Raw genomic sequence first — 18,012 nt, forward strand, 5'->3', positions numbered from 1 at the left:
ATTGATTCGCAAGTGTAATTCACGCACAATTTATAGGTTTTTATTCGCCGGGACAGTCTATACCTGGAGGGGTATATGCCGATATTATGAGCCTAACGCTATCCTATAATCCCTCTGAGGTGTCATGAAAAAACTGCTTTTAGTGGGTATTCCAACCCTGCTATTGCTGGGCCTGGCGGTTGGAGCGGGGCTGTTTATACGCAACCTTCAACAGCAGCTTGTGGGTTACCAGGAGGTTGGATCTCTGGAGCAAATGCAGGTATTCAATCTGGAAAACCAGGATCTCAAGCTGGCACGCGATGCGCTGGCAGACAGGTTGAGTATGCAACAAAAAGCCTTTGTTACTTATCGGCAACAGGCGGTAGCGTTGCTTGAAACACAGGCAGTAAGACGTCTGCAAACCGCTCCGGCAGCTTTGTTGCCTTCCACTGGCCCTATGGTACTGGCTGCAACTGCTACCCAAATCCAGCAGGAAAATTGCCAGCAGGTTGAACAACTTTTGGCGCTTGAAATGCAGCTTTATGGTGAGTTTGACCCTGCTGCGGTGATGCAGAAACAGCGTGTCTGCGACAGTTTTATTGAGGGGGAGTTGCTCCCGCTGGTCCGGGTGAGAATGCTAAGCCTTAAAGCATCACTCGGTGGTGACCAGGGACACCTGTCCGGCGATGTTGATGATGCTTTTATCGCCAACCGTAACCTGCTTCAGCAGTGGAACATACCGGTCTCTGAATCGCTTGAGCGACAGTTAAAGATTCGGCACTGAGCACGGTTGCAATTGGTTTTATCGATTTGGGTTCAGGTATCGTGCCTGGGCAATTCAGTAGATTTGACGATACCCATTGGTAACAGGTGTTAGCGTCCCTGGTGCCCCATTAGCGTGGTATGCAATAGGTGGCACGGAGGCAAGCTTTTGAAACAATCACGTGTTTTTAATACCTTGAGTGGTAACAAGCTGGTTATCGCTATCTGCATATTTGTGCTGTTAGATTGCTCGATCCTGGGTATCAATATCTTTATCACACATCAGGTAGAACAGGATGCCCTGGCTATTAATATCGCCGGTCGGCAACGCATGTTGTCTCAGCGTTTCACCAAAAGTTTGTTATTAATTCAGCAGTCGGCACAGCCTGAAGCTTATCTGCAGGAGCTGAAGTACAGCTATAGCCGCTTTGTCAGTACATTACAGGGGTTTACCAGTGGCGGTACTGTGTTTGATGGCGCAGACAATCCGGTTTGGATCAGGCAGATTCAAGATGAGAAGGTGCAGGCGATATTAAGTGACACCTGGGCGATTATAACGCCACTACAGCCGCTGATTGAGGCTCAACTGGCAGGCAATAATTCGCCGCGCCAGCAACAAGTCGCGGTGCAAACGGTACAGCAGGAAAATCTCAAGGTGCTCAAGCTGATGAACAGCCTGACCTTGCGCATAGAGCAACTTTCCAAGATCAAGACCTCCCTGATCAGGCAGGTACAAAGTGCGGCTTTATTGTTTACGTTGGTTAATTTTTTCTTTGTAGTCAAATATCTGTTGCAGCGAACGCGTCAGGCTCAGGCTGAGTCGCGCAGCCTGTTGGATCTGATTGATAATACGTCTGCCTGCCTGTTGCTGACAGATACCCGGGGCCGGATTGTAATGAGCAATAAGGCCAGCCAGGAAGCTTTTGGCTACAGTGCCGATGAATTCAGTTGTCTCAATTGGGACAAATTACTGCAAACGGATGGCGGTCAGGATCATGTGGTGTGTAAAAATGGGCCCCTGCTGCCGGTAGAGCTGAAACAGAAAAAAGTCCGCTTTAATGGTGTGCAGTACCGGGTAATGACGCTGGTCGATCTGAGCCGGGTGACTGAAGAGCATGCCCGGTTAGCCTATATGGCCAACCATGATCCGTTAACCGGACTGGTGAATCGCCGTGTATTATTCGACCGTATTGAATTGGAGCTAAGGCATGCCCGCCGATCGGCTTTGCAGCTTGGGGTGTTTTTTGTTGATCTGGATAAATTTAAAGCGGTGAACGATACCTATGGCCACAAACAGGGCGATGAAATTCTGGTCAAAGTGGCGAGCCGTTTGCAACATGCAGTACGAGAGACAGATACAGTCGCCAGGTATGGTGGTGATGAGTTTATCCTGTTGATGACAGGTGTCAGTGATAAGGCTCAGTTTGAGGCCATGAAACATAAGCTGCGCAGTGCTTTTGCCGTACCGTTTGATATTGAGGGTAAACCCTTTCAGATCGATGCCAGTGTGGGGTTTGCCTGCTATCCCGCCGATGCTAATAATGCTGCTGACCTGGTGCAGCATGCCGACCAGTTAATGTTTGCTCAAAAAGACAGCGAATATCTGTAAATCGGGGTGTTTGTTAATGATACGCACAGTTGGCGTTTATCTTGCTGTGATACTGAAAACCGTTTGAGTACTGGATCATGAGCCGCACAGTTTTACCCTATTTTCAGCCCATCATAGAAACTGCAACCGGTAAAGTCACTGGCTATGAAGCACAACTATTTGAACGTCTGGCCGATGGTTCTGTGGTGCCTGCTGACACGCTGTTAACGGATACTGAGTTGCCGTTAGAAGAGCGGTTGGAGTTGGATCGTGACGTGCGTCTGCAGGCCTTATCTGCACTGGCGGATATGCCGGATCATACTTTTTTAGCCATCAATATCTCCCCTCAATGGTTGCAGTTGATGGAATCCCCGGAGCATGTCGTAACACTGGACCTGCTGAAGCAGGTTGGCGGTGACCCTGCTCGGGTGATAATTGAAATCACCTCGCTGGAAGGCGATATTGATCAGCTTCAGCGGTTGGTTGAACGTTACCGGGCTGAAGGCTTTCGCATTGCGGTGGATGATTTTGGCAGCGGTTTCTCACAACTGGATCGGGTTGCCCGGCTGCAGCCTGACATTATTAAGCTGGATACTTCACTGCTCAAAGATGGTGCGCTCGGCGAAAACGGCTACCCAATAGTGCAGAGTCTTGGTGAAATGGCATCCCGTCTAGGCTCCAAAGTGTTGTTTCAGGGTATTAGTACTAAGGAGGAGTATTTCCTCGCGTTGAGCTGTGGTGCTGTCTATACCCAGGGTGAATTGTTTGGTGCTGCCAGGCCTGAACCGGTCGCGATAGACAGCGTGACCACAACCGTACAGGAGTTGCTGGGCCATTATCGTGATATGGCGATCGAAGCGACATCCCGCAACCATTGGCGTGCCGAGCGGGTTAAGTCAGAGCTGCTTGCGCTGCGTGAACTGTTGAGAACAGCGCGCCAGGAAGCTGAACTGGTCAACTTTGTGCCAACCGATCTGCTGTTGCGGTTTTACATCTGTGACCGCAGTGGGAATCAGATTTCGCCCAACTATGAGAACAGTGAGCGTGGCTGGGTTATTGATGAAAAGCCTCAGGGCCTCAACTGGAGCTGGCGGCCCTATTTCTTTGAGTTACTGGGAGCCAATGACATTCAGCAGCGCTTGGTATTCTCTGAGCCGTATCAAGATATTCATACCGGCCAGCGGGCTCAAACTGCAGTGCTGTTTATCGATGAATCACGCATATTGTTGGCGGACCTGCTCAACGACAGTGGCAGTACAAATCTGTTCTCTGGTTTCAGTGGTATGCCGGCGAGTTGGATTCCAGAACTGGAATAGTAAGCAATAGACTGGCGAATGCCAGTCGCACTTAATCAGGGCGGGTTATCTGTCACCAGCTTCTGCAGTAACAGCGTATACTCTTTGCCCTTGTCTTCGACATGATGCAGCTTGATGATCTGATAGTTAAGCTCAGGGGCAAACCAGATCAGGGTTTTTCGATCACTGTCTTCATCATGAATTCTGTCAACACGGACCGCGTTGAACTTACCAATGGGTGCGGTGATAATTTCTTCGCCATTGACGGCAAAGCGGTATTGCTTGAGGTGACCGCCATCCGCCACATCAAATTCAAACTCGGTTTTCCCCTCGGCCAATAGCTGTTGCAGTAAAAGCTGGTAGCTCAACTTGTCCTGCACCTGATCACTGACGGGCATTTTCCAGGGTTTATTTTTGACGGTATTGGTGGCTTCTTGTTTGGCCCAGTCGAAGCTAATGTCGACTTTGCGCTTTTTGCCCAACACGCTGCGGCGGTATTGGTAATTCAGCGGCCGAATCCGTTGCTTGTGCCATTCAACCTGAGTGGTTTCTTCGATACCGGCCAGCAACGATGTGGCACTGGATTTAAACTGCCAGGTCGTTGCTGTTTGTTGTTTCAGGCTGCGCATGGTGGTGCCGCTCATCGCCAGACCGCCATTCCAGTCAATAGTGTAGTCAGCGACAAAGGGCTGCAGTACGGCAGGCAGAGGTGCAGCTGACAGCGATAGAGGCAGGTTGCACACTACCGCCAGTAGGGGGAGTAGAAGTATACGGCGCATAACATCCATTATATTTATCCGTTGGACAGTTGGTAGCCTTCAGCGGGCAAGCGGCGTTGGTCCAGCTCAATGCCTTCCGGTGTCCACTTTAACCGGTCAGCGCAGAACCATTCAACTGCTAGCGGGTAGATCTGGTGTTCTACCCGGTGCACTTTCTGCTGCAGGCTTTCTACCGTATCTTCCTTATCTATGCTGACCCTGCCCTGAACAGCCAGCGGGCCACCGTCCAACTCTTCGGTAACAAAGTGCACCGTACAGCCATGGTGCTGGTCACCAGCTTCCAGTGCCCGTTGATGGGTATGCAGGCCTTTATATTTTGGCAGCAATGAGGGATGAATATTAAATAACCGGCCTTCGTAATGACGGACAAATTGCGGCGTTAAAATACGCATAAAACCGGCCAGTACCACCAGGTCCGGCTGATGCCGATCAATTTCAGCGATCATCGCCTGATCGAAACTCAGACGGTCGACAAAGTTCTGGTGGTTGATGGCGACGGTATGAATGCCTGCTTTACGTGCACGCTGCAAGCCATAGGCATCTGCTTTGTTACTGAATACGGCGGCGATACGGCCGTTGATCCGACCGTTTGTCACCGCATCAATGATCGCCTGCAGGTTGCTGCCGCTGCCGGAGATCAGTACCACAATGTTTTTGCTCATGGAGGATCAGGTGTCCTATCCGACCAATTCCACTTGTTCTTCGTCAGGGGCAGCACTGGCGATATGGCCAATGATCCAAGCCTGCTCACCGGCTGCGTTCAGCAGTGTCAGTGCCGCATGTTTCTGCTCAGCAGGCACGCAGATAACCATGCCAACACCGCAGTTGAAAGTACGGTACATTTCACGGCTGTCGACATTGCCCTGTTCCTGTAGCCAGGTGAAGACAGCAGGCATCTGCCAAGAGTTAATATCAATGACCGCCTTAGCATTATCCGGTAGTACGCGGGGGATATTTTCCAGCAGGCCGCCACCCGTTATGTGAGACAGGGCGTTGACCTGGCATTCGCGGATTAGTTTCAGCAGCGGTTTAACGTAGATGCGGGTCGGTGCCATGAGTGCATCAGACAATGGCTGGCCGTCCAGATCACTGTCCAGGGCTGCGCCACTGACTTCAATTATTTTCCGAATCAGGGAGTAACCGTTGGAGTGTGGGCCGGAGGAGGCGAGACCGATCAGGGCATCCCCTACGGCGACCTTGCTGCCATCGATGATGTCGTCTTCTTCGACAATGCCGGTACAGAATCCGGCCAGATCGTAATCTTCACCTTCATACATGCCTGGCATCTCAGCGGTTTCACCGCCCACCAGTGCCGCGCCAGCTAATTCACAGCCCTGACCGATACCGCTGACTACATCCGCAGCGGTTTCGACATTCAGTTTGCCGGTGGCATAGTAATCCAGGAAGTAGAGTGGCTCAGCACCGGCAACGACCAGGTCGTTGACACACATGGCCACCAGATCGATACCGATGGTGTCATGCTTGCCCAGATCCATCGCCAGGCGCAGTTTGGTCCCAACACCATCTGTACCGGATACCAGCACGGGTTTACGGTAGCCTTCGGGAATCCGGCAGAGAGCGCCAAAGCCACCGAGACCGCCCATTACTTCGGGACGAGCAGTGCGCTTGGCAACACCTTTGATACGTTCAACCAGTGCATTGCCGGCATCAATATCAACGCCGGCATCCTTGTAGCTCAGCGAGCTGTTGTCAGAACCATTAGACATGGGTAAATAACCTTTAACCTGCAAGGGGAGGTGAGAAAATATTGCGCGTATTCTAACGGTTATGGCCAGTGAATACACGTCCAAATCTGTCTCATAAAAGTAAACAGGCACTGCGCCGCAGGTTGGATGTGGTAGAGTAGCCCTGACAGGCTGAAACTGACGGAGTGCAGGTGTCCGGGAGGTGTTCAGCCTTGAGGTAAACGGGCAGGATTGACCGGGTAAACAAGGAATTTGCATGAAAAAAAGATCCCTATTGTTCGCGTTGCTGGCACTGTGCCTGAGTAGCCTTGCTCAGGCGGGCATGGTTTCTCAACTCTATCAGGCCAAATTACTGGTGCCGGAACAGAACACCGCGCCGGAAGCCGGACACTTGCGCGAGGGGTTAAGTCAGGTGTTGGTGAAGGTATCCGGCCAGCGTGGCTTGCTGGGTAAACCGCTGTTGCAACAGCAGTTAGCGAGTGCGTCAGCCTACCTGGAGCGCTATGCCTACCAGACAACCACCCAAATCAGCCAGAATGAGCAAGGCACGCAACGGTTGCAGCAATTGACACTGGAGTTCTCGGCAGTGGCAGTGAACGACTTGCTGCAGCGGGCGGGCGTGGCATTGGTGGGCGAGCAGCGCCCCACGGTATTGTTGTGGCTGGCATCTGATCTCTATGGCAATCCTGAATTGATGGGGACTGACAGTCGTTACTATCCGACTCTGCAACAGGTGGCTGCTGAACGAGGGGTTCCTCTGCAGTTGCCGTTACTGGATTTGGAAGATCAGGCCAGCCTGCCGGTCAGTGATCTTTGGGGGTTGTTCGCCACTCCGGTCGAGGATGCGTCATTGCGTTATCTGCCCGATGTTGTGCTGGCTGCACGGCTACAGTATCAAGCTAATGGCAGCACTGAGCTTAGTTGGATACTGATTAACCGAGGCACCCCGCAGCGTCAGAGCACCAGTGGAACCCCGGAACAGGTACTATCGGAGATGCTGCAACAGACCGCCGATCAGTTATTTGCGCCGATGGCGCAGGCAGATTTGAGTTTTTATCAGTCCGGCGTCGCTTTGCAGGTGAGCAATGTATCAACTTTTGATGCGTATCTGAGGCTGGTAGATCTGTTGCAGAGCCTGCCATTAGTCAAGGCAGTGAACCCTGCTGAAATCGGCAGCGGCATGGTAACCCTGAGGTTGCAATTGGAAGGCAGTGAACAACAGTTACAGCAGGCGATCTCTCTCGACAGCCGGCTGGTTTTGCTGGATATCCTGCGCAACAGTGATGGTGCCCAAACTTACAGTTATCGCTGGCAGGAGTAGATGATGTTGCAGTATCAACATGGTTTTATGCTCGCTGTGGGACTGGTGGCTGCCGGCCTGATCTATCTGTTATCCCCTATTTTGACCCCTTTTTTGGTAGGCGCGTTACTGGCATATCTGGCTGACCCTGCAGCTGACCGACTAGAGGCAGTCGGTTGCAGCCGAACCAGTGCGGTGGTTGCGGTATTCATTGTGTTGACGTTGGTACTGGTCGGATTGGTGCTGGTGCTGTTACCGCAGCTAAGTTACCAGATTCGGGTACTCATCGAGCGGACGCCGCAACTGTTGCAGTTGTTCGAACAACAGGTTCTACCCTGGCTGGTCAGCAACTTTGGTGTTGATCCTGCGACTTTCCAGATTGCTACTTTGAGACAGATTCTGGTGGCAGAGTGGCAAACCACAGGAGACATACTGGCGCAGCTGCTGGCTCAGATCACTCGTTCAGGTATGGCCGTGGTTGCCTGGACGGCTAACTTGGTACTGATTCCGGTGGTGACCTTTTATCTGTTGCGTGACTGGGATGTGATGATGGAAAAAATTGGTCACCTGTTGCCGCGCAGTGTTGAGCCCCGCATAGCGCTTTGGGCCCGTGAATCTGATGAAGTACTCGGTGCTTTTATGAAAGGGCAGCTGCTGGTTATGGTGGCGCTGGGCACAGTTTATTCAATCGGTTTGTGGCTGGTAGGGCTTGATTTGGCGCTGTTGGTGGGTATGATCGCCGGCCTTGCCAGTATTGTGCCTTACATGGGTTTTATTATTGGCATCGTAGTGGCGGTAGCGGCGGCACTGATGCAGTTTCAGGACCCAACGGTGCTGGTATGGGTCGGCCTGGTATTTGTAATCGGTCAGATGCTGGAAGGCATGCTGTTGACACCCCTGCTGGTGGGCGACCGTATCGGTTTGCATCCGGTTGCCGTGATTTTCGCGATTATGGCCGGTGGTCAGTTGTTTGGTTTTGTCGGGGTATTGCTGGCACTGCCGGTGGCGGCGGTGATTATGGTGTTACTGAGACATCTGCATGATGACTACAAAAATAGCGCCCTGTATCACACAGCTTCAGGATCTGCCCAGCCCGACCTGGTGGTGCCTGGTACAGCACCGGATGAGCGTGTCATAGAAGAGCAGGTAGAACCGCAACGTGAAGTCGACTGAAACTCCATTTCAACTGCCACTGCATATCAGTCTGCGGGATGATGCTCGTTTTGCTAATTTCTGCGCCACTGGTAATGAGCTGGCCTGTAATCAGTTACAGCAGTCGGCCAGTGGTGAGGGTGAAACCTTTCTTTATCTTTGGGGTGGTCTGGGCTGTGGTTGCAGCCATTTGCTTCAGGCCAGCTGTCACCTTGCTGAGCCACTGGGCCGCAGTGCTGCTTATCTGCCGCTGGAAGAGCTAAGCGCACTGGGACCCGGAGTGCTGGAGGGGATGGAGCATCTCGATCTGGTGTGTATTGATCATCTGCAACACGTGGCAGGTGATCCGGCATGGGAGGAAGGCTTGTTTCACTTCTTTAACCGGATTCGGGAACAGGGTAATACCTTGTTAATTGCCGCCAATGCCGCCCCGCGCCAGTTAGCCATCAACTTACCGGATTTGGCATCCCGCCTGAGCTGGGGTGTGGTGTTTCAGTTACAGCCACTGGCGGACGAGGATAAACTTAGCGTGCTACAGCAGCGCGCGGCTGCCCGGGGTATGACCTTTTCTGATGATGTTGCACGCTACCTGCTGCATCATGCCAGCCGGGATATGAAGGACCTGTCGCTGTTAATTGATCAGCTGGATCAGGCTTCATTGAGTGCCAAGCGCAAAGTTACTATTCCCTTTGTCAAAGAAGTCACCGGACTGTAATCGGCGAAGACTGTCATTAAAAATTCATCTAAGTTGCTTTCAAATGCTAGCTTGTATCTGGATACTGCGGCCTGTCGCTAACCGCATCTATGAGGTGGCTATGAAAAACCGGCATATACCTGAGAAATACCTAAAAAAACTGAAATTAGAGGGTATTCTCATCGCAGAACCTGAAGTCCGTTTTACCCTGGCTTATCTGGATAAAAAGGATCGGCTGCTGGGGCGTGATTGGTACAAGGGCAGTCTGGTGCTGAGTGAAAAGCGCATAGTGCTGTTGTCCAAACAGGTCAAATTTCTGAATATCAAACGTAAGGATGAACGGTTTAGCCAGTTCCGTGTGAATGAAGACAATGCTGCTTGCCTGACACTCGTCTATACTGCCGGGCACGATGATCTGTCTAAGGCTGACGCAGCCAAGGTGGTGATTCAGGTATTTACCCCGCAAGCACCTGACCTGCTGCAACAGCTGAAGGATCGGGCGAAGTAATAGCCTTCGCTTTGGTTGAATTTGCTTACGTCCTGCCGCATTATGCCGTTTTTTAACGGACCTGCCTGTGTACCGAATTATTCAAGAAACTGCAGACTTCCTGGTGGTGGATAAAGCCCCCGGTGTCGCTATGCATAAAGATCAGGCAGAGTCTGGTCTGGTTATGCAGATCAAGGCTGATCTGGCATTGTCGGCATTACTGCCGGTACACCGGCTGGATAAGGTGACATCTGGAGTTTTATTGTTTGCCAAACACCCGCAAGCAGCATCGCTGCTGTCGCAACAGTTTGCCCGCCGTGAGGTGGAAAAATTTTATCTGGCAATTTCTGATCAGAAGCCCCGCCGTAAGCAGGGTTTGATTGTTGGTGATATGGAACGTAGCCGCCGGGGTGGCTGGAAGCTATTACGCAGTCGGGAAAATCCTGCCATTACGCAGTTTTTCAGTACCTCTTTATCTTCCGGCCTGCGCCTGTTTTTGCTTAAGCCCCATACCGGAAAAACGCACCAGTTACGGGTGGCTTTGAAAAGTGAAGGTGCGCCTATTTTGGGTGATTGGCAGTATCACTCTGCATCGCAGGGGATCGATAGAACCTATCTGCATGCCTACAGTCTGCAGTTTCACTGGGATGGACAACCGGTCACCGTATGCAGTCCGCCCAGTAATGGGCAATACTTTGATCAGTCTTGTCGGACGCTGATTGAACAGCATTATGCCCAGCCGTCAGCGCTGGACTGGCCGACCATACCGCGAGGACATTCATGACCATGACTGATGATAGCCGCGTTGAACGCGATTTTTACGCCCGGGATGCTGAAGAACAACAGGCGTTTTTGCAGCAGACTTGGTGTGATCACTGCCAGGGGGTGGATCTGGGGATGACCGATCCGGTTGAGTATGAGCAGAAACATACCATTTTTATTGAAGGGCGCTGCACGGGTTGCGGTCAGCCCGTGATCACTGAGCTGACCGATGAGTCGTTTTAGGAGCAGGTTTTGACGAGTGATTACGATAACCGCTTTGGCGGTATCCGTCGCCTCTATGGCAGTGACTGCACTGACTATTATCGTCAGGCGCATGTCTGTGTTATCGGTATTGGTGGTGTGGGTTCATGGGCAGCGGAAGCTCTGGCGCGTAGCGGTGTAGGACTGCTTACCCTGATCGATCTGGATGATATCTGTATCACCAATACCAATCGTCAGATACATGCACTGGATGGGACGATTGGCCGGCCAAAAACAGAGGTGATGGCAGAGCGTATTCGATTGATTAATCCGGCGTGTCAGGTGCATGAAGTTGAAGACTTTATCACCCGTGACAACCTCGCTGAATTGGTCGCCACCGGGTTTGATTATGTGATTGATGCGATCGACAGTGTGAGGGAAAAAGTCGCCTTGATCGCGCATTGTCGCTATCACAAGATTCCGTTGATTACCGTGGGTGGCGCCGGAGGCCAAATTGACCCCACCAAAATTGAGATTACTGACCTGAGTAAAACGCAACACGACCCACTGGCGGCCAAGGTGCGTTCGCTGTTACGCAGGGAGCACGGTTTCAGTAAGAGTGGTCGCAAGTTTGGGGTCGAATGTGTGTTTTCCCATGAACAACTGGTCTACCCGCAACCGGATGGCAGTGTCTGCCAGCAGAAAAGTCTCGAAGCGGGGCAGGTAAGGCTGGATTGTGCCGGTGGTTTTGGTGCCTCTACCTGCGTCACTGCCAGTTTTGGTTTTGCTGCCGCCGCTCGGGTACTGTTCAAATTGCAGCAAAAACAGTTACGTCAGCAACAACAGTCGCAGCAGCAGTAGCCCATGTCTGATAACACCCATCTGCCCGTGATTCCCGCCGTTATTCTTTCCGGTGGACTGTCGCGTCGTATGGGGGGGGTCGACAAGGCTTGGCTGCCGCTCAAAGGGCAACCCCTGATCAGTCATGTTCTGCAGCGGATCGAGCCACAGGTGCGCCGCTGTCTGATTAATGTGAATCGAAATCCCGAGTCATATCAGTCTTTGGGTTGGCCGGTAATCTCTGATCTGAATGATCAGTATGAGGGGCCACTCCAGGGGTTCGTCAGTGGTTTGATGCACACCGAAGAGCCCTGGGTGTTGTTTGCGCCCTGTGATATGCCGCAATTGCCCACTGACCTGCTTAGCCGCTTATGGCAGGCTTCAGGTCGTGAGCAGTGCTCTGTCGTCGTGGCGCATGATGGTGAACGGCTGCAGCCGGTCGTGGTGTTGTTACGGCGTGATGTACTGGCCAGTCTGCAACAGGCCTTGCACAATGGCGAGCGCAAAGTGGGGCGCTGGGTCATGGACCAACACCCGGCGGTGGTGGATTTTTCTGATCAGGCAGATGCTTTTATCAACCTTAATCGGCCTGAAGAGCTCGCCGCATTAGAGGGTTGAGGTTGCCTCAGGTTTGCCGGGGCAAGGCGATTGAAAGCATTGTCGTCAGCATTAATAAGCCAGCTGAGATCAGTAGGCAGGCTGCTAACCCCCAATATTGAAACACCACACCGGACAGTACGGTTCCCAGTAAGCGACCACCGGCATTCGCCATATAATAAAATCCCACATCCATCGACACGCCTTCGACACTGGCATAATCCACAATCAGGTAGCTGTGCAAGGCGCTGTTAATGGCAAAAACCAGCCCGAACAGTGCCAGACCACCAAGTAAGATCAGTTGCGGTTGCCAGTCCAATCCGATAGCAATCAGTAGCGGAACCAGACTCAGTACCGCAGCCCATAGAGTAGCGGCGCTGCCATCCGTTTTGCTACGTGAACCGAGCAGCCAAGGCGAGAGTGACTGCACCGCACCATAGGCAATGATCCACAATGCCAGAAAGCCACCCACCTGCCAGAAATCCCAGCCGAATGACTGGTGCAGGTAGATTGGCAGGGCGACTACAAACCAGACATCCCGCGCGGCAAACAGGCATAGCCGTGCTGCCGACAGTTGATTGATTGCCCGGCTTTTCGAGAATACCTCACGGAATTTGGGTTTGTTTTTGGCCTTGCCAAGATCCTGTTGTAACAGCAACAGACTGCCAAGCCACACCAGCATCAAACCGGTAAACATCAGCCATATTGCCCCATTAAAGCCTGCCAGTTGCAGCAGTAAAGCCCCCATAAAAAAACCGCAACCCTTCAGGGTATTTTTGGACCCGGTTAACACCGCCACCCACCGGAATAACTGGTTTTCTGCATTGCCAGCGAACAATTTAACGGCGCTTTTGGCGCTCATCTTATTCAGGTCTTTGGCGATCCCCGAGAGCGCCTGTGCTGCCATCACCCAGGCGACACTGAGCCAGGTGTTGGGCAGGGCGAGCATCAACAGCGCGAGCAGTTGCAGGCCAAGGCCAATATTCATGGTTCTGTTGAGTCCGATCCGGGCACCTAACCAGCCACCGACCAAATTGGTTACCACGCCGAAAAATTCATAAAACAGAAACAGCATGGCGATCTGCAAGGGGCTGTAACCCAACTGATGAAAGTGCAGCAGCACCAGCATCCGCAAGGCACCGTCGGTCAGGGTAAATGCCCAGTAATTTGCTGTCACCAAAAGATACTGACGCATTGCATGTGTGGTTCGTTGCAGCATGTTTAGGCCAGTTGGTCCAGATGGACGACTTTCCTCACCAGCTCAGCCGTACGGTTGGCATAGCCCCATTCATTGTCATACCAAGCGTAAATTTTGACCTGAGTGTTATTTACCACCATGGTGGACAGGGCATCGATAATGCTGGAGCGAGGATCCGTTTTGTAATCGATGGATACCAGCGGTCGCTCTTCGTAGCCCAGAATATCTTTGAGTTCGTTCTCCGCCGCTGCTTTAAACAGGGCGTTCACTTCTGCTGCGGTGGTGGCGCGTTCTACCTCAAAAACACAGTCGGTGATAGAGGCATTGGCCAGTGGCACCCGGATGGCATGACCATTCAGCTTGCCCGTCAGTTCAGGGAAAATATGCGTAATAGCAGTTGCTGAGCCGGTAGTGGTGGGGATCAGGCTCATGCCACAGGCGCGGGCGCGGCGCAGATCCTTATGTGGGGCATCGAGTATGGTCTGGGTATTAGTGATGTCATGGATCGTGGTCATGCTGCCGTGCCGGATACCCAGGTGCTGATGAATGACTTGCACCACTGGCGCAAGGCAGTTGGTGGTGCATGACGCCGCAGTCACAATGCGGTGCTGCGCGGGATCATAGAGGTCATCATTCACACCCATAACGATATTAAGTACGCCTTCCTCTTTGACGGGTGCAGTGACGACTACGCGCTGCACCCCTTGATCCAAATAAGCCTGCAGCAGTGCTTTGCTTTTCATCTTGCCTGAGGCTTCAATGACTAGGTCACAAGCGGACCAGTCACCTTCGGCAATGGTCGAGAACTGGCTGACCTGAATACGTTGCCCGGCTATCACCATATGGCTGTTTTCAGCCTCGGCTTCATGTTGCCAGCGGCCATGCACAGAATCGAAATTCAGCAGGTGTGCGAGGGTTGCGGCATCGCCTGCGGGGTCATTGATACTGACGATCTGCACATTGGTGTGGTCGAATAACGCCCGCATGGTTAAACGGCCCATTCGGCCGAAGCCGTTAATACCGACTTTTATGGTCATAGTGCTCTCCGTAATATGAGTGGTTATCGTTGGTAGCGATTATTTGGCATGGTGGCTGGCTCGGGTAAACCAGTGTTGGGTGCGGTTGGCAAACGCCACCAGTGACAGCATTACCGGCACCTCAACTAATACGCCAACCACGGTGGCCAGGGCAGCGCCTGAATGCAGGCCGAATAATGAGATCGCTACCGCGACTGCCAGCTCGAAGAAATTTGAAGTGCCGATCAGGCAAGCGGGTGCTGCTACCTGGTAGGGCAGGCGTAGCCAATAAGCGGCGGCATAAGCGATGACAAATATGCCATAGGTTTGTATCAGCAACGGTATTGCAATCAGCACAATGGTTTGTGGTTGACTGATAAGGGTACCTGCCTGAAAACCAAACAGCAGTATCACTGTTGCCAATAAGCCCAGTATTGACCAGGGTTTTAGCCGCTGCAGCAAGGCGTTCAGCTGCTGGTCATCACCACGGCGTTCCAAGTGACGGCGGGTCAAGACCCCGGCGGCCAGTGGCAGTACCACATACAGCAGCACCGACAAAAGCAGGGTTTGCCAGGGGACATGGATATCACTGACCCCTAGCAGGAATGCGGCGATGGGAGCAAAAGCAAAAACCATAATGATGTCGTTTACTGACACCTGAACCAGTGTGTAATTCGGATCGCCTTTGGTCAGCTGGCTCCAGACAAACACCATAGCGGTGCAGGGAGCAACGCCTAACAAAATCATACCAGCGATGTATTCACCGGCAGTTTGTGGATCTACCCAGCCGGCAAAAACGACTCTGAAAAACAACCAACCTAATGCTGCCATGGTGAAAGGTTTGATCAGCCAGTTTATCGTCAGAGTCAGGAATACCCCTTTAGGTTTTTTACCGACATCCTTGATGGCACTGAAATCGATCTGCACCATCATGGGATAGATCATGATCCAGATAAACAGCGCGACCACCAGGTTAACGTGGGCCACTTCTAAGCTGGCAACCGTGGCAAACAAACCAGGGATAAGGTTGCCCAGTATGACTCCGGTCAGGATGCAGAGTCCGACCCAAAGGGTCAGATAACGCTCGAAAATACCCATGAAAATCCCTCTGATCGTGCGCTTTTTTGTCTTGGTAAATTTTGTCTGATTAGTCGCAGCAATTAAGCTGTCTGGCAATTGCCTGTTGTTGCTGTAACCACTCGGAATGGTTCTGCGCCGCTGCAGCGATAACCTGTTTGCACCAGTCAGGTAGTGCTGGGTGCAGCCGGTAAAATACCCATTGCCCGCGTCGTTCATCTTGTAATAGCCCAGTAGTGCGTAGCAGAGCTAGATGCCGGGAGATTTTGGGTTGGCTTAACTGCAACCTTGCTGTCAGTTCACAGACGCATAATTCATCCAGCACGGATACCAGTAGTATCACCTGCAGGCGGGTGGCATCGGCCATGGCTTTAAAAAAAGGCACACTATCGTTCATGCAATATTCCAATATACGGATAACCATATATTAATCTATACAGGGTAGCAGACAAGTTTTTTTTGGCGTTATGTGGCGTGTTCTGTCCGGCGGGGTGACTGCGTAAGCGCTTGTGCCGGCAAGGTCGGTGGTACTCTACGTCGTCTGACTCAAGCAGTAGGCTGAATGCGGATAAAAAAACCCCTCACGGGGAGGGGCTAAAATGCGTTAACTCGTGGCGATGCCAGAGTTGAAGATGGGATGCAGATGAGCTCTTGGCCGCGTCATGTCCAGAACGGCCAAAGCTTAAGTGCAGTTTTAGTATCGAGTTTTTTTGTGCGCCGCAATATGAAACTTTTGTACTGAAAGCAGGGTAAGGGTTTATACCTTGGTATAACTCGATCAACCTGTATTTGTGTAAGGTTTACCGATGTATAAAAAATAAACAGGGTTTTCTATTCCTCGATGATCTGATCCCGTTGTAGCCGGAATGGGTGCCATGGATAGGTACCCAGAATCCTTACTTCTTTGGCAAAGAAGTCTAGTTCCTGCAGGGCATAGCGCATCGCTTTGTCATGGGGGTGGCCTTCCACATCCAAATGGAAGCTGGAAACCTGCATGGTATCTGACGCCATATAACTTTCCAGTTTCAACATATTAACCCCGTTGGTGGCAAAACCGCCCAGTGCTTTGTAGAGGGCAGCGGGGATGTTGCGCACCGTAAACAGCAGGGAGGTCATGAAACGGATATCCGTTTCTAATATCGGCATGTGGCTGTCACGCGCCAGAATCAGGAACCGAGTGGTATTGCCCGATTTATCCTGGAAGTTGTCGCGTAGAATTTTCAGGCCGTACAGCTCGGCTGCCAGGCTGGACGCAATCGCGGCCTGAGAGGTATTGCCGGACTGACTGAGTTGTTCTGCCGCACCGGCTGTATCCAGGCTGGCAACTGCGTCAAGGCCTAGCTCGGTAGTATGTTGCAGGCACTGCGCCAGGGCCTGGGGGTGAGATGACACTGATTCGATAGTCTGCAGCGTGCTGTCCGGCAGGCCGAGCAGGCAGTGGTTCACCGGCTCAAAATGCTCACCGACAATATGCAGTTTGCTTTGGGGCATCAGCCGATAGATCTCTTCAACCCGGCCCGCTGTAGAGTTTTCCAGCGGAATCATCGCCAGCCGTGCTTCACCCCGTTCTACCATAAACATGGCGTCGGAAAAGGTGTTGCAGGCGTATGGCTGCAGTTCCGGAAAAGCCGTGCGGCAGGATAGATGAGAGTATGCTCCGGGTACACCCTGATAAGCGATGATGGCTGGCAGATCGGTCATGGTCAGGTCTTCACAATTATTTAGGCGCCTATTATGGCACAGGCCTGTGGGATGGGGCGATATCTGGCTGTGGACGAAACGTTAACTCCGGTATAATGCTGCCTTCCCCGGCGACTGGATAACCCCGTCATGACACCGCAACGCTTGGAAACTTTGCGCCAGCTTCTGCAACGCCGCCAAATCGATTTCACACTGATTGCTGATCAGGTGAATAAACCGCGTAACCTGTCTGCTTTGATGCGTAATGCTGATGCGGTGGGTATGCACCTCATCCATACAGTGGTGCCAGAGGTCGGTTATCGCAATTATCGGGGCACAGCTTCAGGCAGCGATAGGTATGTAAAGTGTCAGCAACATGACACTTTTCAATCGGCCTATGACAGGATCAAGGCTCAGGGCATGACCTTGGTCGCGGCACATTTTTCGGAACGCGCCATTGCGTACCGATCGTTTGATTATACTCAGCCCTGCGCGCTGTTATTGGGGGCGGAGAAATTCGGTGTCAGTGAACGGGCAGCCGAGTTGGCGGATGTGCATGTGGTGATTCCTATGCTGGGTGCGGTACAGTCACTGAATGTATCCACAGCGGCAGGCATTATTCTGGCTGAAGCTCAGCACCAGCGCATGGTGGCAGGCTGCTATGACAGCCCCAGTTTATCGGATGATGAGATACAGCGTTGCCTGTTTGAATGGGATCACCGAGAACTGGCGCGTTTCTGTCGCCAGCATGAGCTGGCCTATCCACCCTACAATGCAGAGGGTGAATTGGTGGATGCGCCGCGCTGGCATCAGGCGGTACAGGCGGGGCAGGCTGCCCGGTTTGATTGGTCTCAAGAGCCAGTCTGAAACAACCTCCAATTGGGTGTCACTTAAGAAGG

20 protein-coding genes are annotated in these 18,012 nt (G+C 52.2%); 12 read left to right on the forward strand and 8 right to left on the reverse strand.

The window, feature by feature from the left end; translation table 11 throughout:
* Positions 1-124 precede the first annotated feature (124 nt).
* The 3 genes from ACFVYJ_RS01700 to ACFVYJ_RS01710 all read left to right on the forward strand — a co-directional run bounded on the left by ACFVYJ_RS01700 (position 125) and on the right by ACFVYJ_RS01710 (position 3,645).
* Entirely contained in the window at positions 125-763 is a 639-nt protein-coding gene (locus ACFVYJ_RS01700) for a hypothetical protein (protein ID WP_419414451.1), read from the forward strand.
* Positions 764-910: 147 nt separating this feature from the next.
* Positions 911-2,350, forward strand: coding sequence for a diguanylate cyclase domain-containing protein (locus ACFVYJ_RS01705; protein ID WP_419414452.1), 1,440 nt, complete (start codon positions 911-913; stop codon positions 2,348-2,350).
* Positions 2,351-2,427: 77 nt separating this feature from the next.
* A complete protein-coding gene (locus ACFVYJ_RS01710) occupies positions 2,428-3,645 on the forward strand; it encodes an EAL domain-containing protein (RefSeq protein WP_419414453.1) in 1,218 nt (405 codons plus the stop codon).
* Between the two features lie 35 nt (positions 3,646-3,680).
* Here the strand turns inward: ACFVYJ_RS01710 and ACFVYJ_RS01715 are convergent, their stop codons facing one another.
* Genes ACFVYJ_RS01715 through purM form a run of 3 tightly spaced genes read right to left on the reverse strand, consistent with a single transcriptional unit; the run spans position 3,681 to position 6,130 of the window.
* Positions 3,681-4,412: a DUF3108 domain-containing protein gene (locus ACFVYJ_RS01715; protein WP_419414454.1), complete on the reverse strand. Its 732-nt coding sequence runs from the start codon at positions 4,410-4,412 to the stop codon at positions 3,681-3,683.
* 5 nt (positions 4,413-4,417) lie between these two features.
* Complete coding sequence (purN, locus tag ACFVYJ_RS01720) at positions 4,418-5,065, reverse strand: phosphoribosylglycinamide formyltransferase (RefSeq protein ID WP_419414455.1); 648 nt, start codon at positions 5,063-5,065, stop codon at positions 4,418-4,420.
* Between the two features lie 15 nt (positions 5,066-5,080).
* Positions 5,081-6,130, reverse strand: a complete 1,050-nt coding sequence (gene purM / locus ACFVYJ_RS01725; protein ID WP_419414456.1) for a phosphoribosylformylglycinamidine cyclo-ligase — start codon at positions 6,128-6,130, stop codon at positions 5,081-5,083.
* A 235-nt stretch (positions 6,131-6,365) separates the two neighbouring features.
* Here purM and ACFVYJ_RS01730 point away from each other — a divergent pair, with 235 nt between their 5' ends.
* The 8 genes from ACFVYJ_RS01730 to mobA all read left to right on the forward strand — a co-directional run bounded on the left by ACFVYJ_RS01730 (position 6,366) and on the right by mobA (position 12,163).
* Positions 6,366-7,430, forward strand: a complete 1,065-nt coding sequence (locus ACFVYJ_RS01730; protein WP_419414457.1) for a DUF2066 domain-containing protein — start codon at positions 6,366-6,368, stop codon at positions 7,428-7,430.
* Between the two features lie 3 nt (positions 7,431-7,433).
* Positions 7,434-8,582, forward strand: a complete 1,149-nt coding sequence (locus tag ACFVYJ_RS01735; RefSeq protein WP_419414458.1) for an AI-2E family transporter — start codon at positions 7,434-7,436, stop codon at positions 8,580-8,582.
* Positions 8,569-9,276 (forward strand): DnaA regulatory inactivator Hda, encoded by a 708-nt coding sequence (gene hda / locus ACFVYJ_RS01740; protein WP_419414459.1) that lies wholly within the window; start codon positions 8,569-8,571, stop codon positions 9,274-9,276. Before ACFVYJ_RS01735 ends, hda begins: the two co-directional genes overlap by 14 nt.
* 100 nt (positions 9,277-9,376) lie before the next feature.
* Positions 9,377-9,763 (forward strand): hypothetical protein, encoded by a 387-nt coding sequence (locus ACFVYJ_RS01745; RefSeq protein ID WP_419414460.1) that lies wholly within the window; start codon positions 9,377-9,379, stop codon positions 9,761-9,763.
* 67 nt (positions 9,764-9,830) lie between these two features.
* Positions 9,831-10,526, forward strand: a complete 696-nt coding sequence (locus tag ACFVYJ_RS01750; protein WP_419414461.1) for a TIGR01621 family pseudouridine synthase — start codon at positions 9,831-9,833, stop codon at positions 10,524-10,526.
* Complete coding sequence (locus ACFVYJ_RS01755) at positions 10,523-10,747, forward strand: hypothetical protein (RefSeq protein WP_419414462.1); 225 nt, start codon at positions 10,523-10,525, stop codon at positions 10,745-10,747. Before ACFVYJ_RS01750 ends, ACFVYJ_RS01755 begins: the two co-directional genes overlap by 4 nt.
* Before the next feature lie 9 nt (positions 10,748-10,756).
* The gene (gene tcdA, locus ACFVYJ_RS01760) at positions 10,757-11,566 is read left to right on the forward strand and encodes a tRNA cyclic N6-threonylcarbamoyladenosine(37) synthase TcdA (RefSeq protein ID WP_419414463.1); all 810 of its coding nucleotides are present in this window, start codon (positions 10,757-10,759) and stop codon (positions 11,564-11,566) included.
* Positions 11,567-11,569: 3 nt separating this feature from the next.
* On the forward strand, positions 11,570-12,163 hold the full coding sequence (gene mobA / locus ACFVYJ_RS01765) for a molybdenum cofactor guanylyltransferase MobA (RefSeq protein ID WP_419414464.1): 594 nt from the start codon (positions 11,570-11,572) through the stop codon (positions 12,161-12,163).
* Between the two features lie 7 nt (positions 12,164-12,170).
* Here the strand turns inward: mobA and arsJ are convergent, their stop codons facing one another.
* From arsJ to ACFVYJ_RS01790, 5 genes are all read right to left on the reverse strand, one after another.
* A complete protein-coding gene (gene arsJ / locus ACFVYJ_RS01770; RefSeq protein WP_419414465.1) occupies positions 12,171-13,337 on the reverse strand; it encodes an organoarsenical effux MFS transporter ArsJ in 1,167 nt (388 codons plus the stop codon).
* 26 nt (positions 13,338-13,363) lie between these two features.
* Entirely contained in the window at positions 13,364-14,377 is a 1,014-nt protein-coding gene (locus ACFVYJ_RS01775) for an ArsJ-associated glyceraldehyde-3-phosphate dehydrogenase (RefSeq protein WP_419414466.1), read from the reverse strand.
* 39 nt (positions 14,378-14,416) lie between these two features.
* Positions 14,417-15,454, reverse strand: a complete 1,038-nt coding sequence (arsB, locus tag ACFVYJ_RS01780) for an ACR3 family arsenite efflux transporter (RefSeq protein ID WP_419414467.1) — start codon at positions 15,452-15,454, stop codon at positions 14,417-14,419.
* 49 nt (positions 15,455-15,503) lie between these two features.
* Entirely contained in the window at positions 15,504-15,830 is a 327-nt protein-coding gene (locus ACFVYJ_RS01785; protein ID WP_419414468.1) for a metalloregulator ArsR/SmtB family transcription factor, read from the reverse strand.
* A 434-nt stretch (positions 15,831-16,264) separates the two neighbouring features.
* Positions 16,265-17,134 (reverse strand): prephenate dehydratase, encoded by an 870-nt coding sequence (locus tag ACFVYJ_RS01790; protein ID WP_419414469.1) that lies wholly within the window; start codon positions 17,132-17,134, stop codon positions 16,265-16,267.
* 129 nt (positions 17,135-17,263) lie between these two features.
* On the opposite strand from ACFVYJ_RS01790, the gene trmH reads away from it, so the two are divergent.
* Positions 17,264-17,980 carry a tRNA (guanosine(18)-2'-O)-methyltransferase TrmH gene (gene trmH, locus ACFVYJ_RS01795; protein WP_419414470.1) on the forward strand — a complete coding sequence of 239 codons (717 nt, stop codon included), beginning with the start codon at positions 17,264-17,266 and terminating at the stop codon, positions 17,978-17,980.
* Positions 17,981-18,012: the final 32 nt, after the last annotated feature.

The organism is Pontibacter sp. JAM-7, assembly GCF_048548695.2.
In the GTDB taxonomy this organism is placed as follows: Bacteria; Pseudomonadota; Gammaproteobacteria; order Pseudomonadales; family Balneatricaceae; genus Neptuniibacter.

Coding starts and splice junctions, on each gene's coding strand:
- ACFVYJ_RS01700 (WP_419414451.1), top strand. CDS start 125: ATGAAAAAACTGCTTTTAGTGGGTATTCCAACCCTGCTATTGCTGGGC.
- ACFVYJ_RS01710 (WP_419414453.1), top strand. CDS start 2,428: ATGAGCCGCACAGTTTTACCCTATTTTCAGCCCATCATAGAAACTGCA.
- ACFVYJ_RS01715 (WP_419414454.1), bottom strand. CDS start 4,412: ATGGATGTTATGCGCCGTATACTTCTACTCCCCCTACTGGCGGTAGTG.
- purN (WP_419414455.1), bottom strand. CDS start 5,065: ATGAGCAAAAACATTGTGGTACTGATCTCCGGCAGCGGCAGCAACCTG.
- purM (WP_419414456.1), bottom strand. CDS start 6,130: ATGTCTAATGGTTCTGACAACAGCTCGCTGAGCTACAAGGATGCCGGC.
- ACFVYJ_RS01730 (WP_419414457.1), top strand. CDS start 6,366: ATGAAAAAAAGATCCCTATTGTTCGCGTTGCTGGCACTGTGCCTGAGT.
- ACFVYJ_RS01735 (WP_419414458.1), top strand. CDS start 7,434: ATGTTGCAGTATCAACATGGTTTTATGCTCGCTGTGGGACTGGTGGCT.
- ACFVYJ_RS01745 (WP_419414460.1), top strand. CDS start 9,377: ATGAAAAACCGGCATATACCTGAGAAATACCTAAAAAAACTGAAATTA.
- ACFVYJ_RS01755 (WP_419414462.1), top strand. CDS start 10,523: ATGACCATGACTGATGATAGCCGCGTTGAACGCGATTTTTACGCCCGG.
- mobA (WP_419414464.1), top strand. CDS start 11,570: ATGTCTGATAACACCCATCTGCCCGTGATTCCCGCCGTTATTCTTTCC.
- arsJ (WP_419414465.1), bottom strand. CDS start 13,337: ATGCGTCAGTATCTTTTGGTGACAGCAAATTACTGGGCATTTACCCTG.
- ACFVYJ_RS01775 (WP_419414466.1), bottom strand. CDS start 14,377: ATGACCATAAAAGTCGGTATTAACGGCTTCGGCCGAATGGGCCGTTTA.
- arsB (WP_419414467.1), bottom strand. CDS start 15,454: ATGGGTATTTTCGAGCGTTATCTGACCCTTTGGGTCGGACTCTGCATC.
- ACFVYJ_RS01785 (WP_419414468.1), bottom strand. CDS start 15,830: ATGAACGATAGTGTGCCTTTTTTTAAAGCCATGGCCGATGCCACCCGC.
- ACFVYJ_RS01790 (WP_419414469.1), bottom strand. CDS start 17,134: ATGACCGATCTGCCAGCCATCATCGCTTATCAGGGTGTACCCGGAGCA.
- trmH (WP_419414470.1), top strand. CDS start 17,264: ATGACACCGCAACGCTTGGAAACTTTGCGCCAGCTTCTGCAACGCCGC.